Genomic DNA, 20,740 nt, shown 5'->3' with positions numbered 1-20,740 from the left:
TGATCTGACGGGACGGTACAAAAGAAGCCAGAAGCAGCACAGCAGAAGGAAGAGGGAGAACGCGATGAGCGCACCCGACGGCAGCCCGGTCGGTGCCGAACGCAGCATCGGCCAGCTGTTCGCCTCGGCGACGACCGAATTGTCGGCGCTGGTGCACGACGAGATCGCGCTGGCGAAGGCGCAGCTGAAGCAGGACGTCAAGCGCGGAGCGATGAGCGGTGGGGCGTTCTCGGTGGCCGGGGCGGTCCTGGTGTTCTCCCTTCCGATGCTCAACTTCGCTCTGGCGTACGGCATCCGGACCTGGAGCGACTGGAATCTCGCGATCTGCTTCCTGCTCTCCTTCGCGGCGAACGTGCTCGTCGCGCTCGTCCTCGCCCTGATCGGCGTGGTCTTCGCGAAGAAGGCGCAGAAGGGCAAGGGCCCGCAGAAGGTCGCCGCGTCCATGAAGGAGTCGGCGGGCGTCCTCCAGAACGCCAAGCCGCACCCGCGGCCCGAGCTCCCGCAGGACCGGGTCCCGGAGGCCATCGAGGCTGTGGCACGCTCGTCGTCATGACGGACCCCGCCACTCCTCCGGCCCAGCCCGCTTCGGTCGTACGGCCGGACGCCGTCTGCGGCGTGCAGGTCACCCATCGCGAGGTCGCCGCGAACGGTGCCCGCTTCCACATCGCCGAGGTCGGCGACGGTCCGCTGGTCATGCTCGTCCACGGTTTCCCGCAGTTCTGGTGGACGTGGCGGCACCAGCTGGTCGCGCTGGCCGACGCGGGCTTCCGCGCCGTCGCGATGGACCTGCGGGGCGTGGGCGGCAGCGACCGTACGCCGCGCGGCTACGACCCGGCCAACCTCGCCCTCGACATCACCGGTGTGATCCGCTCCCTGGGCGAGCCGGACGCCGCGCTGGTCGGCCACGACCTGGGCGGCTACCTGGCGTGGACGGCGGCCGTGATGCGCCCCAAGCTCGTCCGGAGGCTCGTCGTCGCCTCGATGCCGCATCCCCGGCGCTGGCGCTCGGCGATGCTCGCCGACGTCCGGCAGACGACCGCGAGCTCCCACATCTGGGGGTTCCAGCGGCCGTGGATCCCCGAGCGGCAGCTCGTCGCCGACGACGGCGAACTGGTGGGCCGGCTGATCCGGGACTGGTCCGGGCCGCGGCTGCCGGAGGACGAGGCGGTGGAGGTCTACCAGCGCGCCATGTGCATCCCTTCCACCGCGCACTGCGCCGTCGAGCCGTACCGGTGGCTGGTGCGCTCGATGGGCCGGCCGGACGGCGTCCAGTTCTACCGGCGCATGAAGCGGCCCGTGCGCGTGCCCACGCTGCATCTGCACGGTTCCCTCGATCCGGTGATGCGCACCCGCAGCGCGGCCGGTTCCGGGGAGTACGTCGAAGCGCCGTACCGCTGGCGGCTGTTCGACGGACTCGGCCACTTCCCGCACGAGGAGGACCCGGTCGCCTTCTCCACCGAACTGGTCAACTGGCTGAAGGATCCCGAGCCCGATCGGTGATCGCGCCGTCGCGCCCGGCACCCGGTCCTGAACGTCTGTGCGACGAACAGCCAAATGCCCGGCGCATAGGCCAATTGGCCGCTCCGAGCGCGGTTATCGACCTTGGGGCAGGGGCAGACGTCGGTGTATGGGCTGGACGCACGACTACAGTGATGCAGCACGCAACCGCCGCTCGGCCAGTGGCCTGAGCCTCCACCGACGAGGTGCCGACCCGCAACTGCCGGGCTCCGACCTCCGAGTGGGCATTCCGCGCATCCTGCGCCGCCGGGCCCGATGGGTCTCGGTCCGCCTGCGTCACCCTCGAGGCTGACCCGGCGAAGGATCTCCGAGGGGCCCTTGGCGGGGCCCCTCTGCGGACCCCTCAGAGGGATCTTCCGGATCTCCGCGGGGCTTCTCAAAGGGCGCAGCTGTCGCTGTCCACCTGCTGGCCCGCGGTACGCCCCTGCGTGATGTCCTGCTCGATCTCGTCCGCGGTGAGGGCGTAGCCGGTTTCGGCGTCGTCGAGGGACTTCGCGAAGACCACGCCGTACACCTTGCCGTCGGTGGTGAGCAGCGGGCCTCCGGAGTTCCCCTGACGGACCGTCGTGAACAGCGAGTACACGTCGCGGCGCACGGTGGTGCGGTGGTAGATGTCGGGGCCGTTGGCCGTGATGCGGCCACGCACACGCGCGGCACGGACGTCGTACGACCCGTTCTCCGGGAACCCGGCGATGATCGCGTCGTCGCTGCTCACCGCGTCCTTGGTGGTGAACTCCAGCACGGGCGCGTCGAGATCCGGCACGTCCAGGACGGCGATGTCGCGCTTCCAGTCGTACAGGACGACCGTGGCGTCGTACTTGCGGCCCTCGCCGCCTATCTGGACGGTGGGTTCGTCGACGCCGCCCACGACATGGGCGTTGGTCATGACGCGACGCTCGCCGAAGACGAACCCGGTGCCCTCCAGGACCTTGCCGCAGCTCTCCGCGGTACCCATGACCTTGACGATGGAGCGCTGCGCGCGCTTGGCCACCGCACTGTTCGCCAGGGCCGGGTCGGGCGGCTGGACGTCGGTGATCGGCTCGTTGGAGAACGGGCTGAAGACCTGCGGGAAGCCGTTCTGCGCGAGGACGGAGGAGAAGTCGGCGAACCAGGTGTCGGCCTGGTCGGGCAGCGCGTCGGACACACCGTGCAGCACCTTGGAGCTACGGACCTCCTTGCCCAGCGTGGGCAGGGTGGTGCCGGCGAGGGCGGAGCCGATCAGCCAGGCCACCAGCAGCATCGCCACGACGTTGACCAGCGCGCCGCCGGTCGCGTCCAGGGCGCGGGCCGGGGACCAGGTGATGTACCGGCGCAGCTTGTTGCCGAGGTGGGTGGTGAGGGCCTGGCCGATCGAGGCGCAGACGATCACGACGATGACCGCGACGACGGCGGCCGTGGTGCTCACCTCGGAGTTGTCGGTCAGCGCGTCCCAGATCACGGGCAGCAGGTAGACGGCGACGAGGCCGCCCCCCAGGAAACCGATCACCGACAGGATGCCGACGACGAAGCCCTGGCGGTAGCCGACGACAGCGAACCAGACGGCCGCGACCAACAACAGGATGTCCAGCACGTTCACCGCTTCGCGCCTCGCCTCATCTTTTCGCGGTCACCACAGGTCGGCCGGGTGTCCGGCCCGCCGCGAAGCGACGAGGGGACACAGCTTCCCCCGGGCGGACACAGCTCGGTGGACACCCTGTCATGACCGCCAGTCGAGCGGGACCTGCTTCTCGCGGTCCCAGGGGTGCTCCCAGCCCGCGAAGTGCAGCAAGCGGTCGATCACACCGGCCGTGAAGCCCCATACAAGGGCGGATTCGACCAGAAATGCCGGGCCGCGGTGACCACTGGGGTGCACGGTCATGGCGCGGTTCTCCGCATCCGTGAGATCCGCCACGGGAACGGTGAAGACGCGCGCCGTCTCCGCGGGATCGACGACGCCGACCGGGCTCGGCTCGCGCCACCAGCCCAGTACCGGGGTGACGACGAAGCCGCTGACCGGGATGTACAGCTTGGGCAGCACGCCGAAGAGCTGGACGCCGGCCGGGTCGAGCCCGGTCTCCTCCTCGGCCTCGCGCAGGGCGGCCCGCAGCGGACCGTCACCGTGCGGGTCGCCGTCCTGCGGGTCGAGGGCGCCGCCCGGGAAGGAGGGCTGGCCGGCGTGGGAGCGCAGGGAGCTGGCGCGCTCCATGAGCAGCAGCTCGGGGCCGCGCTCGCCCTCGCCGAAGAGGATCAGGACGGCCGACTGGCGCCCCGCGCCGTTCTCCGGCGGCAGGAAGCGGCTGAGCTGGAGCGGCTGGACCGTCTCCACGGCGTGCACCACGGGGTCCAGCCAGGCGGGCAGGCCCTCCTTGCTGAGTGTCACCGCACCGCCCTGCGTGTTGCTCGCGCGTGTCATCGCCACACCACCCCCCGTTCTGCCCTGTCCAACGCCCGGGAACCGACAGATCGTTCCGCGGGACGTCCCCCGATCGTGCGTGTCCTGCGGGTCGTTCGCATGCGGGTCTCGCGTGTCGTGCGGGTCGCACGTGACGCCGCACGTGTCGTACGGGTCGCGGATATACGTACGGCGGGCTGCCCCGCGCCGGCCGTGCGTCCCGCGGCCGTGCGTCCGCCGGCCGTGCGTCCCGCGTCGGCCGCCCGTCCTGCCTCGGCCCGGACCGCCCGTTCGGCCCGGGCCGCCGTCAGCCCTGGCGTCATCCGGCCCCCAGCGGCGGGGCCGGCCTGCCGCCCGCGTCCAGATAGGACTGGGGCGGGTTCAGGCGCTGCCCGGGGAAGCCGCCCTTCTCGTACTTCAGGAGCTTCTTCGCCTTCTCCGGGTCCGTCTCGCCCTCGCCGTACGCCGGGCAGAGCGGGGCGATGGGGCAGGCGCCGCAGGCCGGCTTGCGGGCGTGGCAGATACGGCGGCCGTGGAAGATCACGTGGTGCGAGAGCATCGTCCAGTCGCTCTTGGGGAAGAGCCCGCCTACGGCTGCCTCGATCTTGTCGGGCTCGGTCGCCTCGGTCCACCGCCAGCGCCGTACGAGCCGCTGGAAGTGCGTGTCCACGGTGATCCCGGGCCGGCCGAACGCGTTCCCCAGCACCACGAAGGCGGTCTTGCGGCCGACGCCGGGCAGTTTGACCAGGTCCTCGAGCCGGCCGGGGACCTCCCCGCCGAACTCCTCCACGAGGGCCTTGGAGAGACCCATCACCGACTTGGTCTTGGCCCGGAAGAAGCCGGTGGGGCGGAGGATCTCCTCGACCTCCTCCGGGTCGGCGGCGGCCAGATCCTCGGGGGTGGGGTACTTGGCGAAGAGGGCGGGGGTCGTCTGGTTCACCCGGAGGTCGGTGGTCTGGGCGGACAGGACCGTGGCGACCACCAGCTGGAAGGGGTTCTCGAAGTCCAGCTCGGGGTGGGCATAGGGGTAGATCTCGGCGAGCTCGCGGTTGATGCGGCGGGCACGGCGGACCAGCGCGGTGCGGGACTCCGGCTTCCTGGCGGCCGCACCCTTGCGCACGGGTTCCTTGGCCGCGGGTTCCTTGGCCGCACCGCGCCCGGCCGCGGCCTTCTCGACGGCCGCTTTCCCGCTGTCGGCCGCTTTCTTCGCAGGCATCTCGTTTGTCACCTTTGCCGTTTTGCTACCACCGCCGGAGTCCTGTTCGCCCACAGCGGAAACGCGACGTACAACCACCCGCCCAGCCCCCTTGGCCTGTGCTCTCACCGGCGATTTGGACACTCGGCCAGCCTAAAGCCCGGCACCGACATCCGCCCCGGACCCTGAAGATCGGCCCCCAATTGGACCCCTGCCGCTTACCTCGGGACACGTGTGCGGCATCCTTGTGACAGATCACACTGTTTGGACCGTCCAGCAAAACGGGGAACACGGTCCCCTGGTAGCGGGGGAGCAAGATCCCCTGAGCAGGTCGACAAGGAGAAACTCGTGGACGACGTTCTGCGGCGCAACCCGCTCTTCGCGGCACTCGACGACGAGCAGGCCGCGGAACTGCGCGCCTCCATGAGCGAGGTGACCCTGGCCCGTGGCGACTCCCTCTTCCACGAGGGCGACCCGGGCGACCGGCTCTATGTCGTCACCGAAGGCAAGGTCAAGCTTCACCGCACATCCCCGGACGGCCGGGAGAACATGCTCGCGGTGGTGGGTCCCAGCGAGCTCATCGGAGAGCTGTCGCTCTTCGACCCGGGCCCGCGCACGGCGACGGCCACCGCCCTCACCGAGGTCAAGCTCCTCGGCCTCGGTCACGGCGACCTCCAGCCCTGGCTGAACGCCCGGCCCGAGGTGGCCACCGCGCTGCTGCGCGCCGTCGCCCGGCGCCTGCGCAAGACCAACGACGCCATGTCCGACCTGGTCTTCTCGGACGTCCCCGGCCGCGTGGCCCGCGCCCTGCTGGACCTCTCGCGCCGCTTCGGCGTGCAGTCCGAAGAGGGCATCCACGTCGTCCACGACCTGACGCAGGAGGAGCTGGCCCAGCTCGTCGGCGCGTCGCGCGAGACCGTGAACAAGGCGCTGGCGGACTTCGCCCAGCGCGGGTGGCTGCGCCTGGAGGCACGGGCGGTCATCCTGCTGGACGTGGAGCGCCTGGCCAAGCGGTCGCGCTAGCCGCCGACCGCTGTCTGCCGGCCGACCGCTGTCCACCGGCCGGCGACTGCCGGCTGCAGCCCGAGGGGGACGTCGGTCGGTGTGACCGTCCCTGGGGGCCACCGCCCCCAGGCCCCCGCCGTCGGTCCTGACGGACCCCGTAGTCAACGCCGGACGGGCTGTTCTGCCCGCCCGCGCCCCTGCGTGCCGCGCCCTGCGCCCTGCGCCCTGCGCCCTGCGCCCTGCGCCCTGCGCCCTGCGCCCTGCGCCCGAAAATGGTCCGCCGGACCGCTCTCGGGGCAGCACAGTGGCCCCATGGCAGAAGCGCTTCCCTCCCAAGGTCTCGACTCCCGAGGTCTCGACTCCCGAGCCCTTGCCTCCCGAACTGTTGCCTCCCGAGGTCTCGACTCCGGAGGACACATCGCCCGCGAAGGCTCCCTCGCGCGCGTGTCGGATGCTTTCCGGCCCGTCGTCGAGGCGGCTCGGGACCGGATCCCGGGCGTCTTCGGAGCCCGGCTGCACAGCGCGTACCTCTACGGGTCGATTCCGCGCGGCACCGCGCGCGTGGGCCGCAGCGATCTGGACCTCCTGGTGGTCCTGCGCGAGGAGCCGACCGACGCGGACCGGGCCGACGGCCGTGCGCTCGACGAGGCCCTCGACGAGGAGTTCCCGCAGATCGACGGCGGCGGCACTCTGCTGGTCGGCCACGCGCGCGTGCTGAGCGACCTGGAGAGGCACGACCTGGGGTGGTTCCTGGCGTGCCTGTGCACGCCGCTGCTCGGCGAGGACCTCGCCGGGCGCCTCCCCCGCTACCGCCCGGACTCCCTGCTCGCGCGCGAGACCAACGGCGACCTCGCCCTGCTCCTGCCGCGCTGGCGCGGTCGCATAGCCTCGGCGGACGACTCCGAGGAGGCCCGGCGGCCCCTCGTCCGGTTCATGTCCCGTCGCCTCGTACGCACCGCGTTCACGCTCGTCATGCCCCGCTGGAACGGCTGGACGAGCGACCTGCACGAGATGGCGGAGGCCTTCGGCGCCTACTACCCGCAGCGCGCGGAGCAGCTACGGGCGGCGGCCGTCCTCGGATACGAGCCGAGCGGCGACCGTGCCGTCCTGTCGTCCTACGTCGACGATCTCGGCCCCTGGCTCGCCGAGGAGTACGCGCGCGTGCACGGCGTGAAGACCGACAGGCCGCAGGAGCCCTAGACCGAACCCTGGATGAGCCCGTGCTCCTTCAGGTACTCCAGCTGCGCCCGCACGGACAGCTCCGCCGCCGGCCACAGGGAGCGGTCGACGTCCCCGTACACATGGGCGACGACCTCGGCGGGGGTGCGGTAGCCGTCCTCCACGGCCGTCTCGACCTGGGCGAGGCGGTGTGCGCGATGGGCGAGGTAGAACTCCACGACGCCCTGTGCGTCCTCCAGGACCGGTCCGTGGCCCGGCAGGACGGTGTGGACGCCGTCGTCGACCGTGAGGGACCTGAGCCGCCGCAGGGAGTCCAGGTAGTCGCCCAGGCGGCCGTCGGGATGCGCGACGACGGTCGTGCCACGGCCGAGGACCGTGTCGCCGGTCAGCACGGCCCGGTCGGCCGGGAGGTGGAAGCAGAGGGAGTCGGCGGTGTGGCCGGGCGTCGGGACGACCCGCAGTTCCAGCCCGCCCACCGTGATCACGTTCCCGGCGGCCAGGCCCTCCTCGCCGAGCCGCAGCGCCGGGTCCAGGGCCCGCACCTTCGTGCCGGTCAGGCCCGCGAAGCGGACGGCGCCCTCGGCGTGGTCGGGGTGGCCGTGCGTCAGCAGGGTCAGGGCGACGCGCTTGCCGGCCCGCTCGGCCGTGTCGACGACCGCGCGCAGATGCCCTTCGTCCAGCGGGCCCGGGTCGATCACGACCGCCAGGTCGGAATCGGGCTCGGAGACGATCCAGGTGTTCGTGCCGTCCAGGGTCATCGCGGACGCGTTCGGCGCGAGGACGTTGACCGCGCGCGGGGTGGCCGGGCCGGAGAGGACTCCGCCTCGCGGCTGGCCGGGGAGAGCGGCTGCGTCGGTCATGCGAAGGGGCCTTCCATAGGGCTGGGCGGAACGTCACCTCGGCGGCCGACGGACCGCACGGCGCATCGAGGTGCCACAGGGGGCGCGAAGGACCCGGAGCGGAGCCGCCCTCCGCCGCGCGGCCGGCTTCGAAGTCCGCCCGCGCGTGTCCGTCCACGGATGTCCGTCATGCGGGGCCCCCGCGCGCCGCGTCAGGCGCGCCGGTCACGCCGGTCGCCTCGATCGGGATGTGCTTGGTGAACTCGTCGTGTCCCGGCCACGACAGCACGACCTGGTCCTCCTCCAGCCGGGCCTTTGCCAGGACGGGCGTCAGGTCGAGGTCGGGAGCCGCGGCGAGCGCCTCGGCCGCCGTGCCGTACGGGACGAGCCGGCGCAGGGTCGCGATGGTGGGCGGCATCATCAGCAGCTCGCCCTTGTCGTACGAGGCCGCCGCGTCCGCCGGACGGATCCACACCGTGCGGTCGGCCTCGGTGGAGGCGTTGCGGGTGCGCTGGCCCTCGGGGAGCGCGGCCACGAAGAACCAGGTGTCGTAGCGACGGGACTCGAACTCCGGGGTGATCCAACGCGTCCAGGCGCCGAGGAGGTCGGAACGCAGGACCAGACCGCGGCGGTCGAGGAACTCGGCGAAGGACAGCTCGCGGGCGGCCACCGCGGCCCGGTCGGCCTCCCAGTCGGCGCCCGTGGTGTCACCGACGACGGAGTCGGGCGTCGGGCCCGCGAGCAGGACGCCGGCCTCCTCGTAGGTCTCCCGTACGGCCGCGCAGACGATCGCCTGGGCCGCCGTCTCGTCGACGCCGAGCCGCGCGGCCCACCACGCGCGCGTGGGGCCCGCCCAGCGGACGTGGAGGTCGTCGTCGCGTGGGTCGACGCCACCGCCGGGATAGGCGTACGCGCCCCCGGCGAAGGCCATGGAGGCGCGTCTGCGCAGCATGTGGACGACAGGGCCGCCGTCGGTGTCCTTCAGGAGCATGACGGTGGCCGCGCGCTTCGGGACGACCGGAATGAGGGTGCCGTCCGCGAGCGCGCGGATGCGTTCCGGCCAGTCCTGGGGGAACCACTGCCCATTCGCCATGGGCGCGAGGCTATCCCGTGGTGCGCGAATGTTCGAGAGGCCCCCGAGGTGGGAGCGGGTCCGCGGGGCGCCCGCGGGGCACCTCGGGGACGCCGGCCCGGCACCCGGGAAAGGCGTCCGGAGGGCATCCGCAAGGTCGTCCGCAGGGGCGTCCGCAGGGCGCCTACAGGGCGAAGGCGCCTGCGGGGGCGGAGACCGCCTACGGGACGAGTTCCACCTGGATCTCGACCTCCACGGGCGCGTCCAGCGGCAGCACCGCGACGCCCACCGCGCTGCGCGCGTGCACGCCCTTGTCACCGAGGACCTCGCCCAGCAGCTCGCTCGCGCCGTTGAGGACTGCGGGCTGGCCGGTGAAGTCCGAGGCCGACGCCACAAAGCCGACGACCTTCACCACGCGCGCGATGCGGTCCAGATCGCCCGCGACCGACTTGACGGCGGCCAGGGCGTTCAGCGCGCAGGTGCGGGCCAGCTCCTTGGCCTCCTCGGGAGTGACCTCGGCGCCGACCTTGCCGGTGATCGGCAGTTTGCCGTCCACCATGGGCAGCTGGCCGGCCGTGTACACGTACGGGCCGGACTGCACGGCCGGCTGGTAGGCCGCGAGGGGCGGCACGACCGCCGGCAGGGTCAGCCCCAGCTCGGCGAGCCTCGCCTCGACCGCGCTCACGCCCTCTCCCGCTTCAGGTAGGCGACGAGCTGCTCCGGGTTGTTCGGCCCGGGCACGACCTGGACGAGCTCCCAGCCGTCCTCGCCCCAGGTGTCCAGAATCTGCTTCGTTGCGTGGACGAGCAGCGGCACGGTTGCGTATTCCCACTTGGTCATGGGGCCGACTGTATCCGCTGTCGCGCGAGGGCCCGTTCCCCAGGCCATGTGGCCGATATCGACCCCTCTTGTCCACAGCCTCCCGATTGCCTCGGGCGCCGAATGGTTACGCTCGAAGACGTGAGCAGGCTCCAGGTCGTCAGCGGAAAGGGCGGGACCGGCAAGACGACGGTCGCCGCGGCCCTCGCGCTGGCCCTCGCCACGGCAGGGAAGCGGACGCTTCTCGTCGAGGTGGAGGGTCGGCAGGGCATCGCACAGCTCTTCGAGACACAGGCGTTGCCCTATGAGGAACGCAAGATCGCCGTCGCCTCGGGGGGCGGTGAGGTGTACGCACTGGCCATCGATCCCGAACTGGCCCTTCTGGACTACCTCCAGATGTTCTACAAACTGGGAGGCGCCGGACGGGCCCTGAAGAAGCTCGGCGCCATCGACTTCGCCACCACCATCGCGCCCGGCCTGAGGGACGTGCTCCTCACCGGCAAGGCGTGCGAGGCGGTACGGCGCAAGGACAAGAACGGGCGGTTCGTGTACGACTACGTCGTCATGGACGCCCCGCCCACGGGACGCGTCACCCGCTTCCTGAACGTCAACGACGAGGTCGCCGGGCTCGCCAGGATCGGCCCGATACACAATCAGGCACAGGCCGTGATGCGGGTGCTGAAGTCCTCGGAGACGGCCGTGCACCTGGTGACGCTGCTCGAGGAGATGCCCGTCCAGGAGACGGCCGACGGAATCGCCGAGCTGCGGGCGGCCAAGCTGCCGGTGGGGCGGGTCATCGTCAACATGGTGCGGCCCGAGGTACTGGACGAGGACGGGCTGGAACTCGTACGCACCGTGACTCGTTCTTCTGTCGCCCGGTCGTTGTCCGCCGCCGGGCTCGGCGGGGCGCGGCGCGGGGGCCATGCCGAGCGGCTGGTGGATCCGCTCCTTCAGCAGGCCGAGGAGTACGCCGAGCGGTACGCGCTGGAGCACGAGCAGCGCGCGGTCCTCGGCGAGCTCGATCTGCCTTTGCACGAACTGCCGTTGCTCGCCGAGGGCATGGACCTCGCGGGCCTGTACCAGCTCGCCAACGAACTGCGGAAGCAGGGGATCGCATGAGTCCGGACCAGACTCACGACCAGGGAAGCACCCAGCGCCGTCTCTCCCCGGCGCCCGTGCTGGACCTCGATCCGCTGCTCGACGACCCGGCGACCCGCATCGTGGTGTGCTGCGGCTCCGGCGGCGTCGGCAAGACGACCACGGCGGCGGCACTGGGGCTCAGGGCGGCCGAGCGGGGCCGCAAGGTGGTGGTCCTCACCATCGACCCGGCCCGCCGGCTCGCCCAGTCCATGGGCATCGACTCGCTGGACAACACCCCGCGCCGCGTCAAAGGCGTCGACGGGGACGGCGAACTGCACGCCATGATGCTCGACATGAAGCGCACCTTCGACGAGATCGTCGAGGCGCACGCGGACGGCGACCGGGCGGCCGCGATCCTGGGCAACCCGTTCTACCAGTCGCTCTCGGCGGGCTTCGCGGGCACGCAGGAGTACATGGCGATGGAGAAGCTGGGGCAGCTGCGCGCGCGGGACGAGTGGGACCTGATCATCGTCGACACACCGCCGTCCCGCTCGGCGCTGGACTTCCTCGACGCACCGAAGCGGCTCGGGTCGTTCCTGGACGGCAAGCTGATCCGCGTCCTGCTCGCGCCCGCCAAGGTCGGCGGCCGCGCGGGGATGAAGTTCCTGAACGTCGGGATGTCGATGATGACCGGCGCGCTCGGCAAGCTGCTCGGCGGGCAGCTGCTGAAGGACGTACAGACCTTCGTCGCGGCGATGGATTCGATGTTCGGCGGCTTCCGTACGCGCGCGGACGCCACGTACAAGCTGCTCCAGGCGCCCGGCACGGCGTTCCTGGTGGTGGCGGCTCCCGAGCGGGACGCGCTGCGGGAGGCCGCGTACTTCGTGGAGCGGCTGGCCGCCGAGGACATGCCGTTGGCCGGCCTGGTGCTGAACCGCGTGCACGGCAGCGGCGCCGCCCAGCTGTCCGCCGAGCGGGCGCTCGCCGCTGCGGAGAACCTCGACCTCGTCCATGCCCGCGCCGCGGAAAATCTTGAAGAGTCCCGCATTGTGGATCAGGACGGCGGGAAAGCTGGTCTTCGTAACTCTCCCGACACGTACGGCAGTTCAGAATCTCCCGCAACCGATCCGGAGCGCGACGCCCCCACCGGCGCGAACCGGCCCACGGCCACCGACACGGACCGGACAGCGAGCACCGACACGAACATCGACGCGGACGCGGACCGGACCGTGGACGACCTCACCGCAGGCCTGTTGAGGCTGCATGCGGAACGGATGCACCTGCTCTCCCGCGAGCAGCGCACGCGTGACCGCTTCACCGCACTGCACCCCGAGGTGGCGGTGTCCGAAGTGGCCGCGCTGCCCGGCGATGTGCATGACCTCACGGGACTGCGGGACATCGGGAACCGGCTCGCGGCCAACCGGCCGGAGCTGCCCGAGGCTGCCGACGCCTGAGCCGAGGGTTCTCCTCAGCCCACCGCCGCGTAGTTCTCGTAGATCTCGTCGTCGTCGAGCGGCAGGATGCCGGCCCCACGCTCGTACTCCGAACGCGCCGTCTCCAGGAGACGGCGCCAGGAGGTCACGGTCGGACGCCTGCGCAGCAGTGCGCGGCGCTCGCGCTCGGTCATGCCTCCCCACACGCCGAACTCGACGCGGTTGTCGAGCGCGTCGGCCAGGCATTCGGTGCGTACCGGACATCCGGTGCACACCGCCTTGGCCCTGTTCTGCGCTGCTCCCTGAACGAACAGTTCATCCGGATCGGTAGTGCGGCAGGCGGCCTGCGCACTCCAGTCGGTTACCCAGCCCATACCGGCGCCGTCCTCTCCCGAATCGAGGCTCCCCCACGGCGGCAGCGGCATATTCACCGCCGCCAGTTGAGGACGTTACGGAAGGTGGGCACAGCGCAACACCCCCTTCGGGCCCAATCTTGAATGGCCCGAACGGACTATGCGTAAGCGGCAGATCACCCGGGGGAGTGAGCCCGCGACATATGCGACTTTCCCGGCAACCGGGACAGTTCAGTTGAGTCACAACGGACGCCGGGTGACACACAAGGCGGATTCGGACACGTCCCCACCAAAAAAACCGGGGAACATCCGGAACGATTCGGGGTCGCCGGACGTATTGATACGTAGCCCTGCTGCTGTGACAGTTGAGAGCAGCTTAGGCCAAGGCATTGACGCGTGTCCGGCGAATGAGAACGTAGGCTGCCCTCATGCCAAAGAAGCGCTCGGGCGGTGGTCTGTCGCCAACGCAGCAGGCCGCCAAGTTCCTCGGTGTCAGTGTGCTCGCGGGAGCCGTGCTGGCCGGTATCGCCCTGCCCGCCTTCGGCGCGCTGGGCCTCGCCGCCAAGGGGTCGGTGGAGTCGTTCGACGAACTCCCGGCCAACCTCAAGACGCCCCCGCTGAGCCAGCGCACCACGATCCTCGACGCCGACGGCGGCCAGATCGCCACGGTCTACTCGCGGGACCGCACCGTGGTCGACCTCAAGAGCATCTCGCCGTACATGCAGAAGGCGATCGTCGCGATCGAGGACTCGCGCTTCTACGAGCACGGGGCGATCGACCTGAAGGGCGTCCTGCGCGCCCTCAACAAGAACGTGCAGAGCAGCGGGGTCTCCCAGGGCGCCTCGACGCTCACCCAGCAGTACGTGAAGAACGTCTTCGTGGAGGAGGCAGGCGACGACCCGACGAAGGTCGCGCAGGCCACCCAGCAGACCATCGGCCGCAAGATCAAGGAGCTGAAGTACGCGATCCAGGTGGAGGAGGAGCTCGGCAAGAAGAAGATCCTCGAGAACTACCTGAACATCACGTTCTTCGGTGAGCAGGCCTACGGCGTCGAGGCGGCCGCGCAGCGCTACTTCTCCACGCACGCCAAGGACCTCACCCTCCCCCAGGCGGCGATGCTGGCCGGCATCGTCCAGTCCCCGTCCCTCTACGACCCGGTCAAGGACGACGTCACGGCCACCAACCGCCGTAACGTCGTGCTGAAGCGCATGGCCGAGGTCGGCGACATCACCGAGGCGGAGGCCGCCAAGGCGCAGAAGTCCCCGCTGGGCCTGAAGGTCAAGCAGCCGAAGAACGGCTGCATCACCGCCGTGAAGGGCGCCAGCTTCTTCTGCAAGTACGTGGAGCGCGTCTTCCTCAGCGACCCCGTCTTCGGCAAGACCAAGGAAGTGCGGGCGAAGCTCTGGAACCAGGGCGGCCTGACGATCCGGACGACGCTCGAACCGCAGTCCCAGAAGTCCGTGCAGGACTCGCTCAAGGACCACGTCTACAAGTCGGACAAGGTCGCCGCGGCCGCCACGCTCGTCGAGCCCGGCACCGGCAAGATCCTCGGCATGGGCCAGTCGAAGCCGTACGGCTACGGCAAGAACGAGACCGAGTACAACTACTCCGTCAACGCCTCCATGGGCGGCTCCAACTACGGCTTCCCGACCGGCTCGACCTTCAAGCCGTTCGTGGCCGCGGCCGCGCTGGAGGAGGGCCGCCCGGCGAACCAGAGCTACCCGGCGCCCTACGAGATGCCGTACCCGGACACGGTCCAGACGTGCAGCAGCAAGCCGTGGACCAACCAGGGCAACGACAAGCTGGAGAACGAGAGCGAGTCCGAGAAGGGCCCGTACCAGCTGAAGAAGGCCATGGAGCTGTCGGTCAACACCTACTTCGTGCAGATGCTCGCCGACATCGGCATGTGCCCCGTGGTGAAGATGACCGACAAGCTGGGCGTGGTCCAGGGCAACGGCGACAAGGTCCCCGAGGTGCCCTCGTCGATGACCCTCGGCTCCACCGGCCTCTCCCCCCTGACGATGGCGACCGCGTACGCGGCCTTCGCCAGCCGGGGCATGTACTGCACCCCGGTCGCGATCGAGTCGATCACCCAGACCGTGGGCGGCACGAAGAAGTCGCTGGAGGTGCCGAAGTCGACCTGCTCGCGCGCGATGAGCGAGAAGACCGCGGACACCGTCAACACGCTGCTGAGCGGTGTGACCGACTCCGGTACCGGCAAGCAGGCCGGTCTGTCCGGCCGCGCCAACGCCGGTAAGACGGGTACGACGGACTCCCGCAAGAACGCCTGGTTCGTCGGCTACACCCCGAACCTCGCGGGCGCCGTCTGGGTGGGCAGCGCCACCCAGAAGGTCGAGATGACCAACATCACCATCGGTGGCGTCTACCACTCCCAGGTCTACGGCGGTGACACCCCGGGCCCGATCTGGCGCGACGCCATGACCGGAGCGCTCGAGGGCAAGGAAGCCCCGCCCTTCAACCTCGTCAACATCCCGAACCCGCCCGACAAGGACCGCGGCGACGAGGACGACGACGACAACGGGGACAACAACGGCGACACCGCCGGCGACGAGGACGACGGCTTCCTCACCGGGCTGCTCACCAACGGCACGACGAACGGCGGCAACTCGACCGGCGGCACCGACGGAGGCACCTTCTTCCAGGGCCAGAGCAACGGAAACGGCAACGGCGGCGGGCGCGGCTGAGACCGGTCGACGACGGTCGCCAGGTCGGCCGGTCTCCCGGCCGACCAACCAGCCGACCAGCTGACCCGCCGACCAGCCGGGCCACCCGGCCAGGAACACAGCGAACGGCCCCTGCTTCTCGTACGGGAATTCTTCTCGTACGGAGAGGCGGGGGCCGTTCGTCGTGCGGGGCGGTGCATCGTGCGGGGCAGTGCGTCGTGCGCGGCCGGGCCGGGGGCCGGGCCGGTCGTCGTGCGGGCCGGTCTCGTGCGAGGCCGGTGGCGCTCGGTGAGACCGGTGGCGCTCGGCGGCGGCTGATGCTCCGCGGCGGCTGATGCTCGGCGGAAGGCGATCCTCCGCGGAGGTCCGTGGCCGTCGTATGACCCCGTATGGCCGTCGTATGGCCGTCGTGTGGCCGTCGTGTGGCCGTCGTGTGGCCGGGGTCAGCCCGCGAGCAGCTTCTTGACGACCGCGGCGACGCGGCCGCCCTCGGCCAGTCCGGCCACCTTCGGGTTCACGATCTTCATGACGGCGCCCATCGCCCGCGGCCCCTCGGCACCGTCCGCCTTCGCCTCCGCGACGGCCTGGGCGACGATGTCGTTCAGCTCCTCTTCGCCGAGCTGCTTGGGCAGGTACGTGGCGAGCAGCTCGCCCTCCGCCTTCTCCCGCTCGGCCGACTCGGTCCGGCCACCCTGTGCGAAGGCGTCCGCGGCCTCACGGCGCTTCTTCGCCTCCTTGGTGATCACCTTGAGGACCTCGTCGTCGGAGAGCTCGCGCTTCTCCTTGCCCGCGACCTCCTCCTTGGTGATCGCGGTGAGCGTGAGCCGGAGCGTCGAGGAGCGGAGCTCGTCGCGCCCCTTGATCGCGGCGTTGAGGTCTTCCTGAAGCTTCGACTTGAGCGTGGTCATGGGTTTGATTGTCGCAGGTGTCGGTGGCCGCACGCCCGCCGATTTAAGGGGCGGCAGGGCAAAGGCGGTTGGCGGCGTCTGACACGATGGACGTATGCGCGCGCGATACGCAGTACCTCTGTCCATTGCGGCGGCCGGCGCCGCCGGTCTGGTGTACTCGGCGGGCTTCGAAGCCCGCTCCTTCCGCCTACGACGGGTGACGGTGCCCGTCCTCCCCGCCGGGATGCGCCCCCTGCGCGTGTTGCAGGTCTCCGACATCCACATGGTCGGCGGCCAGCGCAAGAAGCAGCGCTGGCTGCGTTCCCTGGCCGGTCTGCGCCCCGACTTCGTGATCAACACCGGCGACAACCTGTCCGACCCGGACGGTGTGCCCGAGGTCCTGGACGCCCTCGGCCCGCTGATGGAGTTCCCGGGCGCGTACGTCTTCGGCTCGAACGACTACTACGGCCCGACGCTGCGCAACCCCGCCCGCTATCTCTTCGAGAAGGCCCAGGGACGCCACGGCCTGAACGGCAACGCGCCCGCCGTCGACGTGGTCCACAACCCGTGGGAGGACCTGCGTGACGGCTTCGACACCGCGGGCTGGCTGAACCTGACGAACACCCGGGGCGTGCTGAAGGTCGAGGGCGCGTCGATCGAGCTGACCGGCCTGGACGACCCGCACATCAAGCGCGACCGGTACGCGCGGGTCGCCGGCGGCCCGTCGGCGTCGTCCGACTTCTCGATGGGCGTGGTGCACGCGCCGTACCTGCGCGCCCTGGACGCCTACACGGCGGACGGCTACCCCCTGATCCTGGCCGGCCACACCCACGGCGGCCAGCTCTGCATCCCCTTCTACGGCGCCCTGGTCACCAACTGCGACCTGGACACGGAGCGGGTGAAGGGCCTGTCGACGCACACGGCGGAGGGACACACGTCCTACCTGCACGTGTCGGCGGGATGCGGAACGGGCCGCTACACGCCGGTGCGGTTCGCGTGCCCGCCGGAGGTGACGTTGCTGACGTTGGTCGAGAAGGAGTAGGGCGAGAAGCCCGAAGAGGTGGGGAAGGTCAAGACAGAAGGCGTGAAGCGGAGGGCGTGAGGAAGAGGGAGAGGCCGTGAGGCGGAGGGGGAGGGGAAGGGTGAACGCGGGACGGAGCCGGGGATAGCAGCAGGGGCGAGGCGAGGCGGAGACAGCCCGGGAAAGGTGCCGGCGACTCCCCCGAACGGCCCTCCCGTATCGCCCCTTTTGTCACGCTTGCCTAGCGTGAGGGTATGACCGCGCCGATACCCAGGGACATCCCGGATCTGCCCGCGATCCCGCGGACCCACGCGCTACTGCTCTCCTCCGTCCCCGCCTCGGCGGTGGTGACCCCCTTACGCCGTCCACTCGCCGCCGTCCTGCGTCTGCTGCTGGCCGGAACGGCGGCCGCGGGCGTGACGCTCGCCCTGCTGCTCGGCAGCCCCGTGCGGGTCCTGAGCCACTTCGCGATCCAGAGCAACATCCTGCTGGCCCTGGTCGCGCTGTTGTCCGCCCGCCGCGCATGGACGGCCCGCCGGCCCCTCCCCGGTGCCCTGACGGGCGCCGCACTGCTCTACGTCACGATCACCGGCCTGGTCTACCACCTGCTCCTGGCAGACGGGGCGACCCCCTTCTCGGTGACCGGCACGACGACCGCCCCCACGGGCTGGCACCTCGTCGCCGGACACCTCATCCACACGGTGACACCCACAGCCGCCGTCCTGGACTGGCTGCTGCTGACACCCCCGGGCCGACTCCGCCTGCGCCGGGCCGCCACCTGGATGATCTACCCCGTGGCCTACCTGGCGCTCTCCCTCACCCGCGCCCAGCTGATCCCCGTCGGCAGGCCGGGCCGCTACCTCTACCCCTTCTTCGACGTCGAGGCCCACGGCTACCGACACGCCCTCGCCAACGCCCTCCTCCTCGGCCTCTCCTTCTACGCCCTCGCGGTCCTCCTCGTGGCCCTCGACCACGTCCGCCCGAACCCGATCAGCCACCGCCTCAAAACCGGATTTCGTCTCGGGCCACCGGTGGGCTAAAGTAAACGACGTCGCCGCGACAAGCAGGACAAGCAGCGACATCGGGGTGTAGCGCAGCTTGGCAGCGCGCTTCGTTCGGGACGAAGAGGTCGTGGGTTCAAATCCCGCCACCCCGACAGTGAAACACCAGGTCAGGCCCGGTGCTGAGAAATCAGCACCGGGCCTGCCTCGTTCTCCAGGAGCTCTCTGGGGAAATCCTGGAGAAGATCTTGAAATCTGTCTCCAGATCAGCGCGCTGCTAGCGAGCTTTCAGCAGCACATCCAGAGCGGTCACGGGCGAGCCGAGACTCATGGTCCGGCGCGCGTCCAGCGCTTCCTCCCACATCCCGGTGAGCGCGGTCATGAGCGCCTGCCGCATGCCTGGCGTGATGTGGTCATAGCGCGACTGGACGGAGCCGTCCTCGTGGCCCATGCGTTCGTCCATGAGCTTTGGCGGGGTCCCCACTTCCCTCATCAGGGTCTTGTGAGTGTGGCGCAAGCCGTGCGGAGTAAGCCCCGGGGCGATCGGCATCCAGCACGTCTCAGCCCGCTTGGAGGCTCCTCGCCCGCGTGCCGGGATGCCAGGCCACGGCTCGGCAACCACAGGCACTGGCCGCTCTTCCTGACTGCCTCGCCCGGGATACCGCCCTGTCGCGGCCGGTCGAAAGAGCCACGTGGCGAAACCGGAGCGCCGCCAGTGAGCAGCCAACTCCTCCGATGCTGCGTTGCGGATGTACCCGAGATCACTGATGGCTCTCAACACCTCCAGGCGGGTCGGCTCCGCCACAGCATCCGGGCGGTTGAGGACGTTGGAGACGGTGCCGGTCGATACGCCAGAGCGGCGCGCAACGTCGACTAGCTTCGCTCCGGGGCGGCTTACAGACCCGTTGGCGGTTCCATGGCCGCGGAAGACGTAGGCCAGTCCGTGGCACTCGCACGGCCTCGGTCTCGTCCGGGCGATGTGGCCGGCCAGCAGTGAGGCGAGGAAGTCCGGCGTGTCGATGTCGCGGTAGGAGTCGTCCTTGGGCGGGCAGCGGTGCAGTTCGCCTGTGTCGAGTTCGTAGAGCTGCCACTCCACGCGGATGCTCTTCGGTCGGACGAACTCGGGCTCAAGACCCACGATCTCGCCCCAGCGCATGCCGGTGTAGCCCTTGACGATGCCGGCAACAAACTCGTCGTCGCGGCCGGAGGGAGTGTAAATCTAACGGCGGATCCGACGATCATGGGAGAGACGTCAAGTGACTGATATCGCCGTGGAGTTGGGGACCGTGGAGCCTGTCAAGCAGGACTTGTCCGGGCCGCCCGTGCCCATGCCAGACGAGCAGTTGGTGGCGATGCTGGTGGAGCGGGCCCGGTCAGAGGGACTGCAGCTGACTGGGCAGGGCGGGCTGCTGCAGCAGCTGACCAAGCGGGTCCTGGAGTCCGCCCTGGAAGGTGAGATCGCTGATCACCTCGGCTACGAGAAGCACGACTCAGCCGGCCGGGGCAGTGGCAACTCCCGCAACGGAGGCCGGGCCAAGACCGTGCTGACCGACGTCGGACCGGTCGAGATCAAGGTTCCGCGTGACGTGTCGGGCACGTTCGAACCGCAGATCATCAAGAAGCGGCAGCGCCGGCTGACCGGGGTCGACGAGATGGTTCTGTCGTTGTCCGCGAAGGGGCTCACGCACGGCGAGATCGCCGCCCACCTGGCCGAGGTCTACGGGGCCGAGGTCTCCAAGCAGACCATCTCCACCATCACCGACAAGGTGATGGAGGGCATGACCGAGTGGCAGAACCAGCCGCTCGACCGCGTTTACCCCGTTTTGTTCGTCGATGCGATCAACGTCAAGATCAGAGACGGGAAGGTCGCGAACCGTCCGATCTACGTGGTGATGGCCGTGACCGTGGACGGCACCCGCGACATCCTCGGCATCTGGGCCGGCGACGGCGGCGAGGGAGCAAAGTACTGGCTGCACGTGTTCACCGAGCTCAAGAACCGTGGCCTGGACGACGTGCTGATGCTGGTCTGTGACGGGCTCAAGGGTCTGCCCGAAGCCGTGGAAGCCGTCTGGCCTCGCACGATCGTCCAGACGTGTGTCGTGCATCTGCTGCGGAACTCGTTCCGATACGCCGCCCGTCAGGACTGGGACAAGGTCGCCAAGGCCCTCAAGCCCGTCTACACCGCACTCGGCGAGGACGCAGCCACGGAACGCTTCCTGGAGTTCCAGGAGGCATGGGGCCGGAAGTATCCGGCGATCGTGAAGCTGTGGTCCGACGCCTGGG

20 protein-coding genes, 1 tRNA gene and 1 pseudogene are annotated in these 20,740 nt (G+C 70.1%); 12 read left to right on the top strand and 10 right to left on the bottom strand.

From position 1 onward, the window contains the following. Positions 1–64: 64 nt before the first annotated feature. From ABT070_RS28705 to ABT070_RS28695, 3 genes are all read left to right on the top strand, one after another. Positions 65–553 (top strand): phage holin family protein, encoded by a 489-nt coding sequence (locus ABT070_RS28705; protein ID WP_351764773.1) that lies wholly within the window; start codon positions 65–67, stop codon positions 551–553. Further along, on the top strand, positions 550–1,500 hold the full coding sequence (locus ABT070_RS28700; RefSeq protein WP_351764772.1) for an alpha/beta fold hydrolase: 951 nt from the start codon (positions 550–552) through the stop codon (positions 1,498–1,500). The genes ABT070_RS28705 and ABT070_RS28700 overlap by 4 nt, the downstream gene beginning before the upstream one ends. A 127-nt stretch (positions 1,501–1,627) precedes the next feature. After that, positions 1,628–1,810 (top strand): hypothetical protein, encoded by a 183-nt coding sequence (locus ABT070_RS28695; RefSeq protein WP_351764771.1) that lies wholly within the window; start codon positions 1,628–1,630, stop codon positions 1,808–1,810. A gap of 84 nt (positions 1,811–1,894) precedes the next feature. On the opposite strand, the gene ABT070_RS28690 is transcribed toward ABT070_RS28695, so the two are convergent. From ABT070_RS28690 to nth, 3 genes are all read right to left on the bottom strand, one after another. Continuing rightward, entirely contained in the window at positions 1,895–3,094 is a 1,200-nt protein-coding gene (locus ABT070_RS28690; RefSeq protein ID WP_351764770.1) for a MarP family serine protease, read from the bottom strand. A gap of 120 nt (positions 3,095–3,214) precedes the next feature. Then, entirely contained in the window at positions 3,215–3,910 is a 696-nt protein-coding gene (locus tag ABT070_RS28685) for an NUDIX hydrolase (protein WP_351764769.1), read from the bottom strand. A gap of 298 nt (positions 3,911–4,208) precedes the next feature. Beyond that, positions 4,209–5,159, bottom strand: coding sequence for an endonuclease III (gene nth / locus ABT070_RS28680; RefSeq protein WP_451101653.1), 951 nt, complete (start codon positions 5,157–5,159; stop codon positions 4,209–4,211). A gap of 273 nt (positions 5,160–5,432) precedes the next feature. Here nth and ABT070_RS28675 point away from each other — a divergent pair, with 273 nt between their 5' ends. Further along, entirely contained in the window at positions 5,433–6,107 is a 675-nt protein-coding gene (locus ABT070_RS28675; RefSeq protein ID WP_020129286.1) for a Crp/Fnr family transcriptional regulator, read from the top strand. A 294-nt stretch (positions 6,108–6,401) separates the two neighbouring features. After that, on the top strand, positions 6,402–7,289 hold the full coding sequence (locus ABT070_RS28670; RefSeq protein WP_351764767.1) for a nucleotidyltransferase domain-containing protein: 888 nt from the start codon (positions 6,402–6,404) through the stop codon (positions 7,287–7,289). Here ABT070_RS28670 and ABT070_RS28665 read toward each other — a convergent pair. From ABT070_RS28665 to sp36, 4 genes are all read right to left on the bottom strand, one after another. Further along, a complete protein-coding gene (locus tag ABT070_RS28665; protein WP_351764766.1) occupies positions 7,286–8,128 on the bottom strand; it encodes an MBL fold metallo-hydrolase in 843 nt (280 codons plus the stop codon). The two genes, ABT070_RS28670 and ABT070_RS28665, sit on opposite strands and share 4 nt — an antisense overlap. A gap of 166 nt (positions 8,129–8,294) precedes the next feature. Beyond that, positions 8,295–9,200, bottom strand: a complete 906-nt coding sequence (locus ABT070_RS28660; protein ID WP_351764765.1) for an NUDIX hydrolase — start codon at positions 9,198–9,200, stop codon at positions 8,295–8,297. 199 nt (positions 9,201–9,399) lie between these two features. Next, positions 9,400–9,864: a RidA family protein gene (locus tag ABT070_RS28655; RefSeq protein ID WP_351764764.1), complete on the bottom strand. Its 465-nt coding sequence runs from the start codon at positions 9,862–9,864 to the stop codon at positions 9,400–9,402. Then, positions 9,861–10,019: a Sp36 family protein gene (sp36, locus tag ABT070_RS28650; protein ID WP_073492664.1), complete on the bottom strand. Its 159-nt coding sequence runs from the start codon at positions 10,017–10,019 to the stop codon at positions 9,861–9,863. The genes ABT070_RS28655 and sp36 overlap by 4 nt, the downstream gene beginning before the upstream one ends. Positions 10,020–10,139: 120 nt before the next feature. On the opposite strand from sp36, the gene bagA reads away from it, so the two are divergent. Both bagA and bagB read left to right on the top strand, forming a co-directional pair. Beyond that, positions 10,140–11,117, top strand: coding sequence for an ATPase BagA (gene bagA / locus ABT070_RS28645; RefSeq protein WP_351764763.1), 978 nt, complete (start codon positions 10,140–10,142; stop codon positions 11,115–11,117). Further along, positions 11,114–12,532, top strand: coding sequence for an ATPase BagB (gene bagB, locus ABT070_RS28640; RefSeq protein ID WP_351764762.1), 1,419 nt, complete (start codon positions 11,114–11,116; stop codon positions 12,530–12,532). The genes bagA and bagB overlap by 4 nt, the downstream gene beginning before the upstream one ends. Before the next feature lie 14 nt (positions 12,533–12,546). Here bagB and wblA read toward each other — a convergent pair whose 3' ends face one another. After that, entirely contained in the window at positions 12,547–12,885 is a 339-nt protein-coding gene (gene wblA, locus ABT070_RS28635; RefSeq protein WP_020129278.1) for a transcriptional regulator WblA, read from the bottom strand. Positions 12,886–13,292: 407 nt separating this feature from the next. Between wblA and ABT070_RS28630 the strand changes: the two genes are divergently transcribed. Continuing rightward, the gene (locus ABT070_RS28630; RefSeq protein WP_351764761.1) at positions 13,293–15,569 is read left to right on the top strand and encodes a transglycosylase domain-containing protein; all 2,277 of its coding nucleotides are present in this window, start codon (positions 13,293–13,295) and stop codon (positions 15,567–15,569) included. 422 nt (positions 15,570–15,991) lie between these two features. Here the strand turns inward: ABT070_RS28630 and ABT070_RS28625 are convergent, their stop codons facing one another. Then, positions 15,992–16,456 (bottom strand): GatB/YqeY domain-containing protein, encoded by a 465-nt coding sequence (locus tag ABT070_RS28625; protein WP_351764760.1) that lies wholly within the window; start codon positions 16,454–16,456, stop codon positions 15,992–15,994. 94 nt (positions 16,457–16,550) lie between these two features. On the opposite strand from ABT070_RS28625, the gene ABT070_RS28620 reads away from it, so the two are divergent. The 3 genes from ABT070_RS28620 (at position 16,551) to ABT070_RS28610 (ending at position 18,612) form a co-directional block, all read left to right on the top strand. Next, entirely contained in the window at positions 16,551–17,477 is a 927-nt protein-coding gene (locus ABT070_RS28620) for a metallophosphoesterase (protein WP_351764759.1), read from the top strand. A gap of 233 nt (positions 17,478–17,710) precedes the next feature. Further along, complete coding sequence (locus tag ABT070_RS28615) at positions 17,711–18,496, top strand: Pr6Pr family membrane protein (RefSeq protein WP_351764758.1); 786 nt, start codon at positions 17,711–17,713, stop codon at positions 18,494–18,496. 42 nt (positions 18,497–18,538) lie between these two features. Continuing rightward, positions 18,539–18,612 (top strand) — tRNA-Pro (locus ABT070_RS28610). Between the two features lie 122 nt (positions 18,613–18,734). On the opposite strand, the pseudogene ABT070_RS28605 reads toward ABT070_RS28610, so the two are convergent. Next, positions 18,735–19,664 (bottom strand): annotated as a pseudogene (locus ABT070_RS28605) (LacI family DNA-binding transcriptional regulator); the annotation flags it as partial. A gap of 121 nt (positions 19,665–19,785) precedes the next feature. On the opposite strand from ABT070_RS28605, the gene ABT070_RS28600 reads away from it, so the two are divergent. Further along, on the top strand, positions 19,786–20,740 hold a 955-nt coding region (locus ABT070_RS28600; protein WP_351764878.1), incomplete at its 3' end, for an IS256 family transposase.

The sequence above is a fragment of the Streptomyces sp. NPDC002884 genome (assembly GCF_040295245.1).
Lineage (GTDB): Bacteria > Actinomycetota > Actinomycetes > Streptomycetales > Streptomycetaceae > Streptomyces.
Note: the sequence above shows the minus strand (reverse complement) of the source record. Positions and strands in the feature narration are given on the sequence as shown.